Genomic DNA, 19,801 nt, shown 5'->3' on the forward strand with positions numbered 1-19,801 from the left:
AGCTAAAGCCAAATTATTTGGCTGGCTCATGTAGTTTTGGAAAATTTGATTTTTAGGGTGTTTTCTTATTTTCAATTTTCCATCGTTACATCACTCGGTTGAAAGATCAACTATAACGCTTGATTGGGAGTAGACATTTATGTCAAACATGCAACTGGACACGCTCAGACGTATTGTTCAAGAGATCAATTCGTCCGTCAGTCTGCATGATTCTTTGGAAATAATGGTCAATCAAGTTTCCGAAGCCATGAATGTCGATGTTTGTTCGATTTATTTATTGGATGAACGTAATCAGCGTTATTTGCTCATGGCGACCAAAGGCTTAAATCCTGAAGCTGTCGGCAATGTATCTTTGCAACTCGGTGAAGGCTTGGTCGGCTTAGTGGGTCAGCGTGAAGAAATTGTCAACTTGGACAATGCGCCAAAACACGAACGCTTTATTTATTTTCCAGAAACAGGTGAGGAGTTGTATAACTCATTCCTCGGTGTACCTGTGATGTACCGACGCAAAGTAATGGGCGTTTTAGTTGTTCAAAATAAAGAACCTCAAGATTTTAGTGAAGCCGCTGAATCCTTTTTAGTTACGCTCTGTGCACAACTTTCTGGCGTCATTGCTCATGCACATGCAGTCGGCAATATTGATGTATTTCGCAAACCAAGCAGTTCCCCTGCCTATAAAACCTTTCAAGGGGTATCAGGTTCAGGCGGTATAGCACTGGGTCGTGCCATTATTTTATATCCTCCTGCTGATTTGGCTGCTGTGCCTGATCGTGAAGCAGAAGACATCAGCGATGAATTAGATTTACTCGATCAAGCAGTACAATCAGTACGTAGTGAAATCGAAGCACTTGATGAAAAAATGCAAGATTCGCTCATGTCTGAAGAGCGTGCATTATTCAGCGTATTTTTACGCATGCTTGATGAAAATGCCCTACCTGCTGAGATTAAAGAACTGATTCGTGGTGGCAATTGGGCACAAGGCGCAGTAAAACGTGTGATTGATAAACATGTTGCGCTTTTTGCACAAATGGAAGATGACTATCTGCGTGAGCGTGTTTCTGACCTCAAAGATCTCGGTCGTCGCATTTTGGCTTCATTGCAAGAAAATGATAGTAGTCATCGCGAGCTAAGCAGCGAAAGTATCTTGATTGGTGATGAGATCAGTACAGCTGCTTTGGTTGAGTTACCTGTAGATAAAATTGCAGCGATTGTAACCAGTGAAGGTGCAGCCAATTCACATATGGTCATCGTGGCACGTGCGCTTGGTATTCCAACTGTGGTTGGCGTGACCGAATTACCCGTCAATACACTCGATGATGTTGAAATGATCGTTGATGCTTATCAAGGACGGGTTTTTGTCAATCCGCCTCGACGCTTACGTCAACGTTATAAAGAGATTCAAAAAGAAGAAGAACAAATCGTCAAAGATTTAAAACAGTACGAGACTAAAGACTCGATTACACCTGACGGCGTAGCAGTAAAACTTTATGTCAACACAGGTCTGATGATTGATGTGGTTCGTGGCGTACAACGTGGTGCGAAAGGTGTTGGACTGTATCGTTCGGAAATTCCGTTTATGCTGCGTGATCGCTTCCCTGGTGAAGAGGAACAACGTGCGATTTACCGTCAGCAGCTCAGCCATTTTGCCAATAAACCTGTGGTCATGCGTACCCTCGATATTGGTGCTGACAAAGATTTACCTTATTTCGAAATTGAAGAAGAAAACTCAGCACTTGGCTGGAGAGGGATTCGTTTTACCCTAGACCACCCTGAAATTTTTTCTTCCCAAATTCGTGCCATGCTCAAAGCCAGTATTGGTCTAAATAATTTACATATTTTATTGCCAATGGTGACCAGTGTCAGTGAAGTTGAAGAAGCACTGTATCTATTGGAACGTGATTGGGCTGCTGTTCAAGAAGAAGAGCAAGTCAAAATTACCAAGCCTAAAATCGGTATTATGGTTGAAGTGCCGAGCGTGCTGTTACAGATTGGCGAATTTGCCGAACTCGTTGATTTCTTCTCGGTGGGTTCTAACGATTTGATTCAATATTTGTTAGCTGTAGATCGAAATAACCCACGTGTTTCTAGCGTGTATTCACATTTTCATCCATCTGTTTTGATTGCCCTACAACGCTTAGTCAAAGAGTGCCATAAGTACGAAAAACCAATCAGTATTTGTGGGGAAATGGCAGGTGATCCACTGTCTGCAATTCTACTCATGGCAATGGGATTCAATACCCTCTCGATGAGTTCGAGTAATATTTTGCGCGTTCGTAAAGCAATTTGCCATGTGCCAATGACAGATGCACAGCAACTTTTAGAAGATGTTGTAAAAATGAATAATCCACTGATCGTAAAAAGTTGGATGGAATATTATTTTAAACATCATGGTCTTGCGGATATGGTGAAAACTTCAAGATTGGTTTCGGTTTAAGACGGATAAATCTATTTTTTTAATTATTTTGCGAAATCAAAAGCTAAACTCAGCACAATAAAAAAGAGCGATAATCGTCAGAATATCGCCCTTGTCTGTGTTTGTTATAACCACGTTTCATATTTTTCTTTCGATCAATAAAAACGTGACTTTTATTGAATTCATGCATATGTTTTGCAACCAGATTGTTGATGACCTCTTCTGGCTGTTTCTTTTGCTTCGCCATATTTCCACCTTATCACTTGATGTTTTCTGAGTTCCCACACAACTGTGCAGGAAAAATGATATTAGTCCTTTTTGCATAAATTTCAAGCAGAACTTATAAAATATTTACATTTCATATAAAAATAAAAAAACTAAATTCAGCAATCATTTAGCTCAATGATTAGACTTGATCTTTATCTAAATCTTTATCTATTTTTTATCTGAAGCTTTCCCAAATTCCCACCTGCCCTTCTTTTACTCGAGGAATATTGCCAAGCTTGATCCATGGCATATTTTCACCATGATAATCACTACCGACTGAAACTTTGAGATTAAACTGGGCGATGATCCGATCCACCATTTGACGTGTCGATAAAGGCTCGATATTTGGAGGCAACTCAACTGCATCACCACCTGCATTGGCAAATAATTCAATCATATATCGTACATTGGTTGCAGATAAACCATAACGAGTTGGATGTGCCAACACGGCGAACCCCTGACTTTCATGGATCACTTTGATGGTTTCCTCTAAACACAGACCATCAAATTTGACGTAGGCTTTTTTACCTTCTTTGATGTATTTATCAAAAGCTTGTTGTGCTCTGCTGACAATCCCCTTTTCAACCAAGGTCTTAGCGATATGAGTTCGAGTGATATGGTCTGCAATACCATCAACTTTTAGCAGTACATCCGCATAAATATCTTGACCGATCAGAGGAATCAATAAATCACAGATTTGCTTGGCACGTTCTGCCCGAATCCGTTTTTGTTCATCCAAAACCTTGAGTAAGGGCGCAGGATTTTGCATATTTAAAGCCACAATATGCACACCATAACTTTTCTTGGTCGCAGGTCTCGCCCATTGGCTAGAAATTTCTGAACCCGAAATGATGCGAATTGGTTGATTTTTTGCAAATTGTTCAGCTTTTATTAAGCCATCCATGCTATCGTGATCCGTCAAAGCAAGTGTATGAATTCCGAGCTCAAGCGCAGCACTCACAAGTTGCTCTGGCGTCAACGTACCATCAGAAATATTACTATGTGTATGTAAATCTATTCCTTGCATCTTTATACTACATCCACCTGAACAGTTTGATACTCTAACATGAAAGCATTTTTAGATTATTTACCAATAATCATATTCTTTTTAGTTTACAAGTTAATAAAGCCTGAGCAAAGTCATGCCATTTTAGAACGAATTGGGATCACAGGTGCCGAAAGTAATCAAAATATTTTAGTTGCAACATTAGCATTAATGGTTGCAACTTTTATTATTTATAGCTACTTATATATTTCACAAAAATTTAAATTAGAAAAAGCGCAGCTTTTAGTTGTGGTGAGTACCATTATTTTTGGTGGTCTAACCATTGCCTTACGCAAAGGCGAATTTATGATTTATAAGGCAATTTTCCTCAATCTTGCTTTTTCACTTGCCTTTATGATCAGCCCAATGATTGGAAAAATCAAAAAACCGTTGATCCAAAGATTATTTGATCCTGTATTTGAACTTTCTTATAAAGGATGGTTAAAACTCAACTGGGCTTGGGTAGGAATGTTCTGCTTTATGGCATTTTTGCATTTCTTTTTTGGCTTTATTTATCCCGATCCATCACCAGATCACGCTGTTTGGGTAAATTTCACTGCTTTTGGTGACATGATCGTGATGTTTTCATTTATCATTATACAGTTCATTCTTTTGCGTAAGCATTTTAAAACACCTCAAGAATGATTCACTTATTATTAAAGTTCTGAAATCAGAGACATAGCATGCCATTTTTTGTGATTAGCTGTACCGATAAAGAAGGTACTTTAGAAAAACGTTTAGCGGTTCGCCCTCGTCATATCGAGCGTTTAAATAAACTTGATGCAGAAGGTCGTGTCATTGTTGCAGGTGCAATGCCAAAAAACCCTGAAAATCCACAAGATGGTTTTTATGGCAGTACGATGATTTTGGATTTTGAAAGTCGTGAAGCTTTGGATGCTTGGTTAAAAGAAGAACCTTTTGTTCTCGAAGGCATCTATGAGCATGTGGACGTAAAACCTTTCAATAAAGCATTTCCAAAAGGATAATAGCAAGATGCGAGTTGTAGTGAAAAGCTTACTTGGCTTATCTTTAATTAGTTCAATTGCATGGGCTGAGCCTGTGCCGACAGCAAATCCACCTGCTGCGGGCACGACGACTACAACTCCAGCAGCAGCTGCACCTAAACCCAATATTCTCGCGGCAACGGCAGGCGCAAAAAATCAGGAAACTCAGGAACAAACACCTGAAGATAAAAAGCTAACTGCAGAACAAATTGCCAAACAAAAAGTCACTGAAGATGCCAAAGTACGTGCCATGGTCAAAGATCAGGCAACACGTTTGCAACAACTTGAAAAAGCGAACTTAGATGCTTTGTCGCAAAACCAAGAATTACAACTTAAAAATGACAATTTAGGCGTTCAAGTCCAAGTGCTACAAAGTGAACGTAGTGCTCAAATGTTCTTATACGGCGCTGCAACCATTGCTGTAGGTGTATTACTTGGTTTCCTAATCGCAAGTTATATCTATACCAAACGTCGTCGTCAGTGGTAAATTTGCTTCATCTGAGCATAAGGCGATTTTATTTTGACAAATACCATTAGGACAGCTGATCTCGATTGGCAATCTATTGATGGCATCGAAATACCTGTTTCAAAACAGTTTGGGGATGTTTATTTTTCTAAAGACAATGGTCTATTAGAAACACGACATGTTTTTTTAAATGGCAATGACTTGTCTACTCGTCTTGCCCATTTAAAAGATTTTGAATATTTCAGCGTTGCAGAAACAGGTTTTGGTACAGGTCTAAATATCTTGGCACTTTGGCAACTTTGGCAACAGGTTCGCCCAAACAATCACAGTCATTTACACGCCACCAGTGTTGAAAAATTTCCTCTCAATAAAAAGGATTTAATTCGGGCCTTAAATGCTTGGCCTGAACTGAAAGATCTTGCTGATCAATTGATCGAGCAATATCCCCTTCCAATCTCAGGCTGCCATCGTTTAAATTTTCCAAATGAACGCTTTTCGATTGATCTTTGGCTAGGCGATGCACACGATATATTTCCTGTCATAGAAAAAACCAAAGCCGTCGATGCATGGTTTTTAGATGGATTTGCACCTTCATGCAATCCAGATATGTGGCAAGAAAATGTCCTCAATCACATCGTACGTTTATCCGCGATCGGAACGACTTTTGCTTCGTTTAGTGTCGCTGGCGTCTTAAAACGAGGTCTAAAACAGCACGGTATCACGATTACCCGTCCCCGTGGATTTGGGCATAAACGGGAAATGCTTAAAGCGATTTGGCAATCTGCTCAGCCTACTGATTCAGTTAATCATTTGAATTGTTCTGAAAACAGTCATGAAAATAAAATCAATTTAGACAATAAGTCAGAGATTGAAAATAACAACTCAATTCACCTCAAACATGATGCTTTAACGGTTCATAGCAAACAAAAGTTTAGACAACGCAAATTTGCGATTATTGGCGCAGGAATCGCGGGTTTGACCCATGCCTATATGTTGGCATGTCGTGGACATCAAGTCATCATTTACGACAAATCAGCACCCCTAGCAGAGGGTTCTGGCAATCCTTTGGCATTACTCAATCCAAAACTTAGCCCAATTGAGCAAAGTGCTGAACATTTGATGACGATATCTTGGCCCTACGCGCTACAGTTTTATCAAAAATTTAAAGCATTTCGCCCTTTAGCGATCAATCAGATTGCATTAAAAGATCCTGAAGAAAATTTGGCAATCGCTGAACAATATCCAGAGGCGACCTTAAAAGTCATTAGTCCTGAACAATCTGAAATTAAAACTGAATTTTCAAGTTTACAACTGACGCAAGCGGGTGCGGTCTATCCTGACCGACTCAAAGATGAAATCTTGGAGCATCCGCTGATTGAGTTTAAGGTAGCTGATATTTCATCTATCCAAAAGCAATCAGATGATACGCTGAAACTGCTCAGTGACTCAGAACAAATAGATGAAGCTTATGATCATGTGATCGTTTGCGCTGCACGTCATAGCAAACAGTTTTTTCCACAATATCCTGAGTTAAAACCCGTTCGTGGTCAAGTTAGCTGGGTACGCAATCCACAGCAGCGTTTAGATCCAAAGCTTGCCTATAGTTTTGGCGGTTATTGTATGCAGTTAGATGATGAGCATTTGATCATGGGTGCTTCATTTTATCCAAACCGTGATGACCAAGAAGTGCTTGAAGAAGATCATGTGCATAACTATGAACTTATCCACAATTCATTTCCAGAATATGCACAATCTCTAAAAAATATCGCAGAATGGCAAGGTCGTGCTTCAGTCCGAGCACAAAGTCCAGATTATTTTCCTGTTTTGGGTAAACCTGATCCAAATCGTGAAGTGTATAGCTTTGCGGGTATGGGTTCTAAAGGTTTCTTATTTACACCACTTTGCACAGAAGTGTTATTGGCGCACATTTTAGGAGAGGCTTGTCCTGTCTCAAATACATTGTGGAAAAAGCTAGATATTCATCGTTTTAAAAAAGTCATGCGCGTTAGAAAACCGTATTATCAAAAACCGGCTACATAATTTTATTTTCATTTGCCATTAAAAAAGCGCCTATGCGGCGCTTTTTTCTTAAGCTTGCTCTATAGGCAAACCTGCATCACGTGCTGCACGTGTTCCACCCATTAACACGACATAGTCACGAGACTCATCTATACCGTCTAACAATTCTGCTGCACGTGGAGCTTTACTGCCACCGCCACATAAAATGTAAATTGTTTGATCCGAAGCCACTTGAGTTAAGCTATTTTGACCTAGATCATTAATCGGCTGATTTACAGCACCTTTTAAATGACCTTCAGCAAAAGCTTTTGCATCACGAACATCCCAAATAACAGCATTATCTGGGAACTCAAATGTTGTAATTTCTTGTTTACGGATCATTGCGCACTCCTTTGATGTAAACAACACTTGGCAAATGAAGAAAACATCCCTAGCATCTCAGATATTCTTTCTATTTGCAAAGGTCTTAACTATGCCTTCTTTCGATATTGTCTCAGAATTGGAAATTTTTGAAGTAAATCACGCAGTACAGAACACTCAAAAAGAGATTGCTACGCGTTTTGACTTCCGTGGACAAGATGTTTCAATTGAAATCAATGAAAAAGCCAAAGAAATTAAAATTTCTACCGAAAGTGATTTCCAATGTGAACAAGTGTACAGCATGCTTGAAAATCATTTCTTTAAGCGAAAAGTCGATATTCAAGCTTTAGATCCACAAAAAATGACAGCTTCTGGTAAAAATGTAATCCAAGTCATCAAACTTAAAGATGGACTTGACTCTGATACCGCAAAAAAAATTAATAAAGCCATTAAAGAAAGTGGCATCAAAGTGCAATCATCTATCCAAGGTGACAAAATTCGAGTAACTGACAAGAAACGCGATACTTTGCAACAAGTTATGGCGTTTTTAAAAGAACAACAATTTGGTGTGCCTTTACAATTTAATAACTTTAAAGATTAAAAATCGCACACTCATAGGTGAATCCATGACTCAGACCAATCGCTTAGCAAAACTTGTTAAAGGCACTGCCAAACTTCCAAAAAGTGTTCGTACACTCATTTGGAGCAAAGCTTTTGGTCGAGTCGTACCTATGGTCGGTACTGCTGGACTAAAATATTTAGAAGTCAGCAACAGTACAGTCGTTGTTAAAGTTGAAAATCACAAATCCATCCAAAATCATATCGGGCAAGTACATGCCTGTGGAATGGCTTTGATCGCTGAAACAGCAACGGGTTTCGTGACGGGTATGAATGTACCAGATCATTGCATCGTGCTGATTAAAAGCATGCATATCGACTTTAAACGTCCATCTCAAGGGGCGATGACGGCAGTTGCAACATTGACCGATGAACAACAACAATTGATGCAAAATACTGAAAAAGGCGAAACACTGGTACAGGTGACAGTCACTGATGAATCTGGTGAAGAGCCGATCCAATGCCAAATGCTTTGGGCTTGGGTTGCAAAGTCACACTTAAAATCCAATAAAAGTAAATAAAACTTACCATTCAGTAAGTGTAAATATTACTAAATCACTTATAAAGTGTGACGTATTTCCACTATTTAAAGATGCTCATCTTGCTCAAAATAAAAACACTTTTGTACTATTTTGAGCAACTCATGAAAAAAATACTTTTTGCTTTTGCCCTTCTTCCTCTTGCCCTCAGTGCTTGTAGTCAAGATCCAAACAAACCTGCCGCTGCGGTAACGGCAAAAACCTTAAATGCGCTTTCTGCATCGCAACAAGCTGAACAAAATAAAAAAATCGTCGTTGATTTTTATGAAGGTGTGTTTTTAAAACATCAAGTTAAAGCCTATGCTGATCGCTATATTGGTGATCAATATATTCAGCACAATCCGCATGTTCCTGATGGTAAAGCGCCTTTTGTTGATTATTTTACAGGTCATTTTAAAGAAAACCCTGAGGCTAAAAGCGTAATTAAACGTGCTGTAGCAGAGGGAGATTTAGTCTTTTTACACGTACATTCTACTCAAAATGCCCAAGATCGCGGAGTCGCGATTGTGGATATTTTCCGTGTAGAAAATGGAAAAATTGTTGAACATTGGGATGTACAGCAACAAGTACCTGAGCAAAGTGCAAACAGCAATACCATGTTTTAACAGTTGAATTGCCCTGATGAGCATTTTGTATTTTGAATAGATAAGATCATTTTTATGATAAAAATCCTAGCGAGGATCTATTGCCCGTTAGTTTAGGATTCTTAAAATCCTCCCCAACCCTCCTTTAAAAAAGGAGGGAGCTTTCCGTAACTAAACTTATTATTTACAGTAAGTTCCCCTCTTTTTCAAAGAGGGGTTAGGGGAGATTTTTAGATATTGAATTAACAATTCTAAACTTTCTGACATGACACCTAAGACTAGGATTTTTAATTTAAAACTCAAATTTAAACTTTTTGAGATTCTGCATATTTTTGCTTCACTTCGTCTGGAATCGCACGCTTACCGCCTTTGACATCCACAGCAACAAAAGTGAAAACACCTTCAGTTACACGTTTTGGTTCACGTGAACTATCATGGCTATCCCATACTTCAATTTGCATTTGAATCGAAGTATTTCCGACTTTTAAAATTTTGGTATAACAACTAATCACATCACCGACTTTTACAGGAACCAAAAAAGTCATTTGATTAATTGAAATGGTCGCACAACGCCCCTTACTAAAACGTTCTGCATGAATTGCACCTGCCAAATCCATTTGTGAAACAATCCAACCACCAAAAACATCACCACTCCAGTTGGTATCCGCAGGCATAGCGATAGTTTGAAGGGATAGCGTACCTTCTGGTTTTATATGAGAATCTGACACATTAACTCCGAGCATTGGCATTCAATTGTTGATCTAACCACTGTTGTAATTCGCTAGATCGTAACGCACCGCTAATTCTAGCAAATTCGTTGGTTTTATTCATCAAAACTAGAGTGGGAATACTTCTTACGTTAAACGCTTGGCTCAATCGTGGATTGGCTTCTGTGTCAATTTTGGCAAAAATCACATGTGAATTATGTTTAGCAACTTCTGCAAAATGTGGTGCCATCATTTTACAAGGTCCACACCATTCTGCCCAAAGATCAATGAGAACAGGTAAGTCACTGTTACTGATGAAATTACTAAAATTTTGTTCATTTAATTCTATTGGTGCAAGCGGGATCAGGTCATGATGACATTGTCCACAACTTGGTTTTGAATCTAATTTCTCTTCTGGAACTCTGTTTTTTGCACCACATGATGGACATACGACGATCATTAGCTCACTCCAATATTTTGATGTAGAAACTCTAATTGGGTCGAAATTGCTTTTTCCAACCATTTCCCATGATATATATCAAAATGTGACATATTCCACTCATGATAATTTACAAATGGTGCAATATTTGTAGCGGTTTCACGGCTAGATTCAATCGGGATAAATGCATCTTTTTTTGCAGCAATAAACAAAACAGGGATATTAATGCTACGCACGTTTTGGATTGGCCTAAAACGCATCAAGTTGAAAAAGACTCGTGCAGGCACCTCTCCACTCCAAAAATAATCAGGATTGACGATCGACATATAGCCATTGTAACTATCCTGACCAGGTATAAAACAAAGTGAAAATGGATGCACCACGGGCAGTGTTTTTGGTGTGATACCAACTTTTGCCCCCATATAATCTTGACTTGAGAGCTTCAAAGCTTTGGGTAAGTATTGGATCGGATAATATTTGGCGCATTCAGTACCGTCGACATAAGGCACTTGTACCATGATAGCATTGATGTTTTTCATTTCAGTCGCAAGGGTGAGCGCATATCCCCCACTCAGCGATGTTCCCCAGAGGACTATTTTTCGAGTATTAATATTTTTTTGTGCGCTGACATATTGAATAACGGATTTCCAATCTTCCAATTGCTTTTTTAATGAAATCATCTCACGAGGAAACCCTGTACTGCCTCCCCAATTACGATAATCAAATAAGACAACTGCATAACCAGCTTGTGCAAAACGCTGTGCAAATGGAATCAATCTAAATTGGCGCAAAGCGGCAAAGCCATGTGCCATCACGATGACAGCAGGTTTTTTGACATTTTTAGGTTTATAAAAGTCAGCAGCGATCAAATCATGCCCGCTTTCGACATACAGCGGCTCTACTGTATAAGCGTACATCGGTTCCCCTGTTATTTTTTGTTGATATTCTCAGATAATTTGACGCTGTGTTTTAACGCAGGTCAAAGCATGATGTTATGATACTAGCATATATTCTTTAAATTGATATTGGAGTGACAAAATGAGCGAAATTGTAGGCTTTGCAGGTCAAATCTTCCCAGAACAAGTGACACAAGTCGTTGAAAAAGGTTTTAAATCGATTATTAATAACCGCCCAGATTTAGAAGGCGGTGCAGAACAACCGACAAGCCAACAAATTGAAGAAGCTGCGCGTAGTGCAGGTTTAGATTATGTTTATCAACCTGTTGTAGCAGGTCAGATTACTGAAGTTGATGTACGTACTTTTGCCAATCATTTTAATGAATTACCAAAACCTGTATTGATGTTTTGCCGTACAGGAAACCGCTCAAACAATTTATTTCAATTAGCAAAACAAATGGATCTTTTAGATGACTAATCGTTTTGCTGCGATTTTATTTGGCTTGTGCATCAATTGCACAAGCTTGGTTTATGCTGAAAATACTCAAAATTTCAGTCAATTATTATCACAAAATGTCAGTGTCTCTGGACAAATGACTACGGCTAAATTTGATCAGTTGATGCATCAAGGCTTTAAATCAGTCATCGTCAACCGTCCTGATGAAGAAGCGGGTAATCAAGTTAGCATTAGCCAACTCAGAACGATTGCCGAAAGATCACATGTGAGTGTGATTTATCAACCTGTTGATTCTGGTAAAGTGAGTCAATCTGATGTTGCTGAATTTGCAAAATATTATAATCATCTACCTAAGCCGATCTTACTGGTCTGCAAATCTGGTTCGCGATCAACCGCTTTATTTAACCAAGCAAAATCTCAAGGGCTATTAAATGAATAAATTTTTGATTCTTGTTATATGTGCAATGACGCTAACTGCATGTAATTCGATGGATGTACGTCCTACCGTCGGTGTTAGTATGGGTGCACCAATTAAATAAAAAACAGCGCGTTTGCGCTGTTTGCCCTCTATTTTTATGCTATCTTTCCCCTCATAAATATAATTTTACTTTTTTATTTTTGTTCTATATTTTTTTTGGGGAATCCTATGAAATTGATCAAGGGCGCACTTTGCTTTGCGCTTTCAAGCATCTTAATCGCTTGTGGTGGTGGGAGTAGCGGATATTATGATGAATACAATTCAACTGAAAATCATAATGACAATAGCCAACTCATTGCAGCAGAAACTTTACTTAATACTTTAAAAATTGAAGGGCGCTATTTATTTGGTCACTATGATCCAAATGATGCGAGTATCGCAAAAGGCTATATTGATCATGCATTAGATACATTTGCGCAAGGACCATTACAACTTGCTATAGATGCAAAAAAGCTTTTTGATCAAGATCGTTCCAAATTTTCCTATAGCGCAAAATGTATGACTGAAGGGTATTATTCTAATAGTGGTTGTTACATACTAACAAATGATCAGATCCAAACTGCATTACACCAACTTTATCCTGAAAAATATAGCGATTGGAAATTTGGCATCGATGAAACTGACTTGAAAAATCTGAAACTTGACCAAGATCAAATCAAGGCATTTACTGGTGAAGCGATCATATTCATTTTTGATAATCAAAATAAAGATAAACAATTTAATGATATTTGGGTTACAGGCGTCTTCTCCTATCCATACCAACAATCTTGGGGATTAACACAATCACAGCAACAGCGTATCGTTTCAATGAATGATGAAGATAGCGTTTATAAAGTCACTGTAAACTATTCAGATAAAGAATCTATTACACACGGTGCATTAAGTGTATATAAAGACCCAACCTCATTAGATGGTGAATTTTATGTGCTACAAAACAACTCATCATTTAGTGTATTAACCAATGACAATCCAAACACACCTGAAGTCGAAATAGTTAATTTCACAATAAATTCGATGCCTGGCAATACTATTTCAAGTTATCGAAAACTGAATAATGACAATCAAATTTTAAATTTAGCAAGTGTTTCGAGCATCGCAGGTCAACGCATCGAAAATGAAACGCCAAGTAATAATACGCAAAGTTTTACAGGCAGTATTCACTTAGAAGGAAATAATATTTTCACTTTCAAACAAGCTACAAATGGCAGTATTTTAAAGTTTAAGCATGTATTAAATGGTACAACTTTTGAAGGTCAATCACTTAATCACAATGGTACGATTCAAACGACCTTGACTTCACCAAGCGGACTCACTTATTAATGTAACCATTTGCAATAAAGCCCCATTCCACTGGGGCTTTTTTATATATTAGGCTTTAATCATCGCTAAAAAGATTGCTTATGTACGACATTATCATCATTGGTGCAGGAACTGCCGGTATAAGTGCTTATAAAGAAGCTATACGCCATACGCAAAATATTTTAGTTATCAATCAAGGACCTTGGGACACGACCTGCGCACGAGTCGGTTGCATGCCAAGTAAAGTTTTGATATCTACTGCAAATCGAATGCATGACATCCTATATGCAGATGAAGTTGCTCTCAATGTCAAAGCAGATATAGACCGATCACAAGTCATGCAACATGTACGACGTTTGCGAGATCGCTTTACAGCTGCCACATTAAGAGATGTAGAAAGTTGGGATCCTCAGCATAAAATTTCAGGTACAGCTGTATTTATTAATGAAAATACCGTCGAAGTCGATGGGCAACATTACCAAGCCAAAGCATTTATTATTGCGGTTGGTTCTACTCCAAATATTGAAATAGAATTGAAAAATAAACTTGCAGAGCGCTTAATCACATCAGATCAAGTTTTTGAACTTGAACAACTCCCTCGCTCTTTGGCAGTGATAGGGAGTGGTGTAATCGCGATTGAGTTAGCACAAGCATTCCAGCGTTTAGGCGTAAAAACAACAGTTTTTGCAAGAAGTGCAAAAGTAGGCGTTTTAACAAGCCCAAATCTGCAAAAGATTGCTCAACAAGAAATATCAAAAGAATTAGACATTAAATTTGGCTATTTGCCAGAGAGCTTTGAATTAATTGGTGATGAAGTTCAAATCACTTATGACAAAGAAAATCCTCAAACCCTCAATGTTGATTATGTATTAACTGCGATTGGTCGAAAAAGTAATCTCAGCAGCTTAAAATTGGAAAATATTCATCCAGATTATAAAGATACAAAACAACTGGATATCGATGCCAATAGTAAACAACTAGGGAAATATCCTATTTTCATTGTTGGGGATGCTTATACCTCAACGCCATTGCAACACGAAGCTGCGATCGAAGGAAAACTCGCAGTAAAAAACTGTCTCAATTATCCAAAGATTGAAAATATCAAAACACTCACTCCGCTTGGCATTGTATTTAGCTCACCAGAAATGGCTATATCTGGGCAAAATTATGCAGTATTAGTAAAACAAGGCATTGAATTTGTTACAGGTACAGTTTCTTATGAAAAGCAAGGACGGGCAATAGTACTCGGTAAAAATCAAGGTGCAGTCGAAGTTTATGTAGAAAAGTCTACACGACGATTATTGGGTGCTGAGCTTTTAGTCGAATCCGCTGAACACATGGCGCATCTTTTATCATGGATTATTTCTCAGCAACTTAGTATTGATGAAATCTTAGAAATGCCATTTTATCACCCAACTCTCGAAGAAGGCTTAAGAACGGCATTAAAACATGCACGACGTCAGCTAGCAGCGAACTCGAATGGATAATGTAAGCTATATCGCACATTGAATGTCGTATTTGCCAGCTAGTCACTGAGCTGAAAAATACCTAAGATATAAACATCAGGAAACAGGAAGTTTCCCAGACATAAAACAATAATTCAACGTCTGAGCACCAGGAAAGTGAGATTCGACATGGAGTCAAATCTACGAACCAATACGAAGAAGCCCTATCAGGATGATGGGGCTTTCTTTTTATTTCAATCTAAATATTCATCATCTAATAATTGCGTAATTCTCTTTTCATGATGATTTAAAAAATCCTTTGTTATTCTAAAATGATCTGTGTCTTCATATTGGATTTGACGTATTCCAGTATCAGTAAATTGATAAATTACAGCATGAGGATATGCCAATAAAATTGGAGAATGTGTTGCAATTATAAACTGTGATCCAGCTTGACATAATTGATGTATAACTGAGATCGCGGACATTTGTAATGTTGGCGACAAGGCAGCTTCAGGTTCATCCATTAAATATAAGCCTTGTCCCTGTAACTTATTCGTTAAAACCTTAAAGAAAGCTTCACCATGCGAACGTTTGTGAATATCACCACCATATTGAACGGTATATGCAAGTTCGTTCATATAAGTTCCGACATTGTAAAAACTTTCTGCTCTCAAAAAATAATAATCTTTGGGTTTCTTATAACTTTTAATCAATCTTAGCGCTTGGTGTAATTCAGAACTGGTATTTGCAGAATTTAATACAACATTTAATGTTCCACCCTCTTCAGAAAAACCAAGCGCTAAGGCAAGAGATTCTAAAACTGTGGATTTACCAGAACCATTTTCACCAACAAAAAAAGTAACATCTGCATGAAAATCAATCTGTTCTATATCATTAACAGCAGCGATGTTAAATGGATAAATTGACCAATCCCACTGATCAGGCTGTTTGATTTGTACAGCTCGAAGATAAGGTTTAGCTTGCATCAGCAATCGCCATTATGATGAGATTTTAAATAGGCTAGCTTTAAAATATGTATAAAGAAATACTAAATGCTTTTTTTACGACCTATTTTGTCGCATAGAACGCTTATTATTGAATCTAATCGTTATTTTTAGGCAAAAAAAAATCCCCCATCTATTTAGATGAGGGATTTAGAATAATGAGCTGGCGATGACTTACTCTCACATGGGTAACCCCACACTACCATCAGCGCGAAGAGGTTTCACTTCTGAGTTCGGGAAGGGATCAGGTGGTTCACTCTTGCTATTGTCGCCAGCACAACTGTTATGGTTACTCGCTTAGGTCTTACTGTTTGCCTACGCTTTTGCCAAATGAGTTTAACAGAAGGCTGTTTAAGTCTGAATTTTAAGTTTTAGCATTAACTAAATCAAGCATTTTGCATTGAATTTATTGAAACATACAACTGTTTGGGTGTTGTATAGTCAAGCCTCACGATCAATTAGTATTGGTCAGCTTCACATGTCACCGTGCTTCCACATCCAACCTATCAACGTCCTAGTCTCGAACGGATCTTTAGAGGACATAAAGTCCTAGGGAAATCTTATCTTGAGGTAGGCTTCCCGCTTAGATGCTTTCAGCGGTTATCCCTTCCGAACATAGCTACCCGGCGATGCGACTGGCGTCACAACCGGTACACCAGAGGTTCGTCCACTCTGGTCCTCTCGTACTAGGAGCAGATCCTCTCAAATTTCCAGCGCCCACGGTAGATAGGGACCGAACTGTCTCACGACGTTCTAAACCCAGCTCGCGTACCTCTTTAAATGGCGAACAGCCATACCCTTGGGACCTGCTTCAGCCCCAGGATGAGATGAGCCGACATCGAGGTGCCAAACACCGCCGTCGATATGAACTCTTGGGCGGTATCAGCCTGTTATCCCCAGAGTACCTTTTATCCGTTGAGCGATGGCCCTTCCATACAGAACCACCGGATCACTAAGACCTACTTTCGTACCTGCTCGACTTGTGGGTCTCGCAGTTAAGCGCGCTTTTGCCTTTATACTCTACGCGTGATTTCCGACCACGCTGAGCGCACCTTCGTACTCCTCCGTTACTCTTTAGGAGGAGACCGCCCCAGTCAAACTACCCACCAGACATGGTCCTCGCTCCCGATTAGGGAGCAGAGTTAGAACCTCAACATTACCAGGGTGGTATTTCAAGGATGGCTCCATGGCAACTGGCGTCACCACTTCAAAGCCTCCCACCTATCCTACACAAGTAAGGTCAAAGTTCAATGTCAAGCTGCAGTAAAGGTTCACGGGGTCTTTCCGTCTAGCCGCGGGTACACTGCATCTTCACAGCGATTTCGATTTCACTGAGCCTCTGCTGGAGACAGCGCCGCCATCATTATGCCATTCGTGCAGGTCGGAACTTACCCGACAAGGAATTTCGCTACCTTAGGACCGTTATAGTTACGGCCGCCGTTTACTGGGGCTTCGATCAATAGCTTCGCTTGCGCTAACCACATCAATTAACCTTCCAGCACCGGGCAGGCATCACACCCTATACGTCCACTTTCGTGTTTGCAGAGTGCTATGTTTTTAATAAACAGTTGCAGCGGCCTGGTTTCTGTGGCTGTCATCAGCTCAAGGAGCAAGTCCTATCACCAACAACAGCGTACCTTCTCCCGAAGTTACGGTACCATTTTGCCTAGTTCCTTCAGCAGAGTTCTCTCAAGCGCTTTGGTCTACTCGACCTGACCACCTGTGTCGGTTTAGGGTACGATTCCTGTTTAACTGAAGCTTAGAGACTTTTCCTGGAAGCTTGGTATCAGCCACTTCGCTAGTAAACTAGCTTGCTATCAGATCTCAGCATAGAGCACCCCGGATTTGCCTAAGATGCATGCCTACTTCCTTCCACCTGGACAACCAACGCCAGGCTGACTTAACCTTCTCCGTCCTCTCATCGCATTAAACAGAAGTATTGGAATATTAACCAATTTCCCATCGACTACGCCTTTCGGCCTCGCCTTAGGGGTCGACTCACCCAGCCCCGATTAACGTTGGACTGGAACCCTTGGTCTTTCAGCGAACGGGTTTTTCACCCGTTTTGTCGTTACTCACGTCAGCATTCGCACTTCTGATACCTCCAGCATACTTCTCAATACACCTTCATCGGCTTACAGAACGCTCCCCTACCACTTGACTTAAAGTCAAATCCGCAGCTTCGGCACATAGTTTTAGCCCCGTTACATCTTCCGCGCAGGCCGACTCGACTAGTGAGCTATTACGCTTTCTTTAAAGGGTGGCTGCTTCTAAGCCAACCTCCTAGCTGTCTATGCCTTCCCACATCGTTTCCCACTTAACTATGATTTTGGGGCCTTAGCTGGCGGTCTGGATTGTTTTCCTCTTGACTACGGACGTTAGCACCCGCAGTCTGTCTCCCGGATAGTACTCATAGGTATTCGGAGTTTGCATCGGTTTGGTAAGTCGGGATGACCCCCTAGCCGAAACAGTGCTCTACCCCCTATGGTATTCGTCCGAGGCGCTACCTAAATAGCTTTCGGGGAGAACCAGCTATCACCGAGTTTGATTAGCCTTTCACCCCTATCCACAAGTCATCCCCTGGCTTTTCAACGACAGTGGGTTCGGTCCTCCAGTTAGTGTTACCCAACCTTCAACCTGCTCATGGATAGATCACCCGGTTTCGGGTCTATACCCAGCAACTATACGCCCTATTAAGACTCGATTTCTCTACGGCTCCCCTATGCGGTTAACCTCGCTACTGAATATAAGTCGCTGACCCATTATACAAAAGGTACGCAGTCACCGAACAAGTCGGCTCCCACTGCTTGTATGCATGCGGTTTCAGGATCTATTTCACTCCCCTCACAGGGGTTCTTTTCGCCTTTCCCTCACGGTACTGGTTCACTATCGGTCAGTCAGGAGTATTTAGCCTTGGAGGATGGTCCCCCCATATTCAGACAAGGTTTCACGTGCCTCGCCCTACTCGTCATCATAATGTGTGCCCTTTCGTGTACGGGACTATCACCCTCTACGGTTGCACTTCCCAGAGCATTCCGCTAAAACACACATTACTTAATGGGCTCTTCCCCGTTCGCTCGCCGCTACTGAGGGAATCTCAATTGATTTCTTTTCCTAAGGGTACTGAGATGTTTCACTTCCCCTCGTTCGCCTCATAAACCTATGTATTCAGTTTATGATACCTACCTTATAGTAGGTGGGTTTCCCCATTCAGAAATCTCCGGATCATAGGATATTTGCCGCCTCCCCGAAGCTTATCGCAGGCTATTACGTCTTTCATCGCCTCTGACTGCCAAGGCATCCACCACATGCACTTAATTACTTGACTATACAACCCCAAACAGTCGTTTACATTCTACAAGTGAATGTCAACGTGCAAACTTAATTGCTACAGCTTGTTGTCCTGTGAACTTAATCACCGTACAGCTTCAATTTAATTCATATACCAAAACGCTTGATTCAGTTAATTTGCTAGTTCTCAATTTCACCAAACAGTAACAATTGATTGCTACCTTCTAGTAAAATCAAGTTTGAACAATTTATTTCAGACTCAAATTTGCCAATCTGTTAATGATTTCTCTTGCCTTCGTCAGGTCAAGAAACTGTGATAAATCACAGAAGTTAACAAGATGCGTATAATACGCCAATCTCTCATTAATTTCTATAATCTATATACTTAATCGCTTGTTTTTTAACATATTCGTCAATGTTGCAAATATGTGGTGGAGACTAGGAGAGTCGAACTCCTGACCTCCTGC

Annotated in this window: 19 protein-coding genes, 1 tRNA gene and 2 rRNA genes (1 of these 22 only partly in view); 12 read left to right on the forward strand and 10 right to left on the reverse strand. The window is 39.9% G+C overall.

What is annotated here, in order from left to right:
- The first annotated feature begins 139 nt into the window (after window positions 1–139).
- Window positions 140–2,434, forward strand: coding sequence for a phosphoenolpyruvate--protein phosphotransferase (gene ptsP, locus F960_RS01605; protein WP_004855366.1), 2,295 nt, complete (start codon window positions 140–142; stop codon window positions 2,432–2,434).
- A gap of 49 nt (window positions 2,435–2,483) precedes the next feature.
- Here the strand turns inward: ptsP and F960_RS22560 are convergent, their stop codons facing one another.
- Both F960_RS22560 and F960_RS01610 read right to left on the reverse strand, forming a co-directional pair.
- Window positions 2,484–2,660, reverse strand: coding sequence for a DUF7230 family protein (locus F960_RS22560; protein WP_004855369.1), 177 nt, complete (start codon window positions 2,658–2,660; stop codon window positions 2,484–2,486).
- A gap of 195 nt (window positions 2,661–2,855) precedes the next feature.
- Complete coding sequence (locus F960_RS01610; protein ID WP_004855372.1) at window positions 2,856–3,707, reverse strand: PHP domain-containing protein; 852 nt, start codon at window positions 3,705–3,707, stop codon at window positions 2,856–2,858.
- Window positions 3,708–3,746: 39 nt separating this feature from the next.
- Here F960_RS01610 and F960_RS01615 point away from each other — a divergent pair, with 39 nt between their 5' ends.
- From F960_RS01615 to mnmC1, 4 genes are read left to right on the forward strand one after another with little or no spacing between them, the layout of a single operon-like run.
- Window positions 3,747–4,370, forward strand: coding sequence for a septation protein IspZ (locus F960_RS01615; protein WP_004855374.1), 624 nt, complete (start codon window positions 3,747–3,749; stop codon window positions 4,368–4,370).
- A gap of 38 nt (window positions 4,371–4,408) precedes the next feature.
- On the forward strand, window positions 4,409–4,711 hold the full coding sequence (locus tag F960_RS01620) for a YciI family protein (protein ID WP_004855378.1): 303 nt from the start codon (window positions 4,409–4,411) through the stop codon (window positions 4,709–4,711).
- A gap of 7 nt (window positions 4,712–4,718) precedes the next feature.
- Window positions 4,719–5,216, forward strand: a complete 498-nt coding sequence (locus tag F960_RS01625; protein WP_004855380.1) for an SH3 domain-containing protein — start codon at window positions 4,719–4,721, stop codon at window positions 5,214–5,216.
- Between the two features lie 33 nt (window positions 5,217–5,249).
- The gene (gene mnmC1, locus F960_RS01630; protein ID WP_004855384.1) at window positions 5,250–7,235 is read left to right on the forward strand and encodes an FAD-dependent 5-carboxymethylaminomethyl-2-thiouridine(34) oxidoreductase MnmC1; all 1,986 of its coding nucleotides are present in this window, start codon (window positions 5,250–5,252) and stop codon (window positions 7,233–7,235) included.
- Between the two features lie 48 nt (window positions 7,236–7,283).
- Here the strand turns inward: mnmC1 and F960_RS01635 are convergent, their stop codons facing one another.
- Window positions 7,284–7,595, reverse strand: coding sequence for a rhodanese-like domain-containing protein (locus tag F960_RS01635; protein WP_004855387.1), 312 nt, complete (start codon window positions 7,593–7,595; stop codon window positions 7,284–7,286).
- Window positions 7,596–7,686: 91 nt separating this feature from the next.
- Here F960_RS01635 and F960_RS01640 point away from each other — a divergent pair, with 91 nt between their 5' ends.
- The 3 genes from F960_RS01640 to F960_RS01650 all read left to right on the forward strand — a co-directional run bounded on the left by F960_RS01640 (window position 7,687) and on the right by F960_RS01650 (window position 9,336).
- Window positions 7,687–8,175 carry a YajQ family cyclic di-GMP-binding protein gene (locus F960_RS01640; protein WP_004855389.1) on the forward strand — a complete coding sequence of 163 codons (489 nt, stop codon included), beginning with the start codon at window positions 7,687–7,689 and terminating at the stop codon, window positions 8,173–8,175.
- Window positions 8,176–8,200: 25 nt separating this feature from the next.
- Entirely contained in the window at window positions 8,201–8,713 is a 513-nt protein-coding gene (locus F960_RS01645) for a DUF4442 domain-containing protein (RefSeq protein WP_004855390.1), read from the forward strand.
- Between the two features lie 122 nt (window positions 8,714–8,835).
- Window positions 8,836–9,336 carry an ester cyclase gene (locus F960_RS01650; protein ID WP_004855395.1) on the forward strand — a complete coding sequence of 167 codons (501 nt, stop codon included), beginning with the start codon at window positions 8,836–8,838 and terminating at the stop codon, window positions 9,334–9,336.
- 284 nt (window positions 9,337–9,620) lie between these two features.
- Here the strand turns inward: F960_RS01650 and F960_RS01655 are convergent, their stop codons facing one another.
- The 3 genes from F960_RS01655 to F960_RS01665 are packed head-to-tail and all read right to left on the reverse strand — an operon-like array spanning window position 9,621 to window position 11,378.
- Entirely contained in the window at window positions 9,621–9,989 is a 369-nt protein-coding gene (locus F960_RS01655) for an acyl-CoA thioesterase (RefSeq protein WP_020847054.1), read from the reverse strand.
- A 55-nt stretch (window positions 9,990–10,044) separates the two neighbouring features.
- Complete coding sequence (gene trxC, locus F960_RS01660; RefSeq protein WP_004855400.1) at window positions 10,045–10,482, reverse strand: thioredoxin TrxC; 438 nt, start codon at window positions 10,480–10,482, stop codon at window positions 10,045–10,047.
- Entirely contained in the window at window positions 10,482–11,378 is an 897-nt protein-coding gene (locus F960_RS01665; RefSeq protein ID WP_004855405.1) for an alpha/beta hydrolase, read from the reverse strand. The genes trxC and F960_RS01665 overlap by 1 nt, the downstream gene beginning before the upstream one ends.
- A 121-nt stretch (window positions 11,379–11,499) precedes the next feature.
- On the opposite strand from F960_RS01665, the gene F960_RS01670 reads away from it, so the two are divergent.
- The 4 genes from F960_RS01670 (at window position 11,500) to F960_RS01685 (ending at window position 15,078) form a co-directional block, all read left to right on the forward strand.
- Entirely contained in the window at window positions 11,500–11,835 is a 336-nt protein-coding gene (locus F960_RS01670) for a protein tyrosine phosphatase family protein (RefSeq protein ID WP_004855409.1), read from the forward strand.
- The gene (locus tag F960_RS01675; RefSeq protein WP_004855412.1) at window positions 11,828–12,253 is read left to right on the forward strand and encodes a protein tyrosine phosphatase family protein; all 426 of its coding nucleotides are present in this window, start codon (window positions 11,828–11,830) and stop codon (window positions 12,251–12,253) included. The genes F960_RS01670 and F960_RS01675 overlap by 8 nt, the downstream gene beginning before the upstream one ends.
- Window positions 12,254–12,460: 207 nt before the next feature.
- Entirely contained in the window at window positions 12,461–13,612 is a 1,152-nt protein-coding gene (locus F960_RS01680) for a hypothetical protein (protein ID WP_004855418.1), read from the forward strand.
- 80 nt (window positions 13,613–13,692) lie between these two features.
- A complete protein-coding gene (locus F960_RS01685) occupies window positions 13,693–15,078 on the forward strand; it encodes a dihydrolipoyl dehydrogenase (RefSeq protein WP_004855421.1) in 1,386 nt (461 codons plus the stop codon).
- Window positions 15,079–15,290: 212 nt separating this feature from the next.
- Here F960_RS01685 and F960_RS01690 read toward each other — a convergent pair whose 3' ends face one another.
- From F960_RS01690 to F960_RS01705, 4 genes are all read right to left on the reverse strand, one after another.
- Window positions 15,291–16,025 (reverse strand): AAA family ATPase, encoded by a 735-nt coding sequence (locus F960_RS01690; RefSeq protein WP_004855423.1) that lies wholly within the window; start codon window positions 16,023–16,025, stop codon window positions 15,291–15,293.
- Window positions 16,026–16,204: 179 nt separating this feature from the next.
- Window positions 16,205–16,319: ribosomal RNA gene (gene rrf, locus F960_RS01695) — 5S ribosomal RNA — on the reverse strand.
- Window positions 16,320–16,480: 161 nt separating this feature from the next.
- A 23S ribosomal RNA gene (locus tag F960_RS01700) occupies window positions 16,481–19,371 on the reverse strand.
- A 392-nt stretch (window positions 19,372–19,763) separates the two neighbouring features.
- Window positions 19,764–19,801: transfer RNA gene (locus F960_RS01705), tRNA-Ala, on the reverse strand; it runs 38 nt beyond the window's last position.

The sequence above is a fragment of the Acinetobacter gerneri DSM 14967 = CIP 107464 = MTCC 9824 genome (assembly GCF_000368565.1).
Lineage (GTDB): Bacteria > Pseudomonadota > Gammaproteobacteria > Pseudomonadales > Moraxellaceae > Acinetobacter > Acinetobacter gerneri.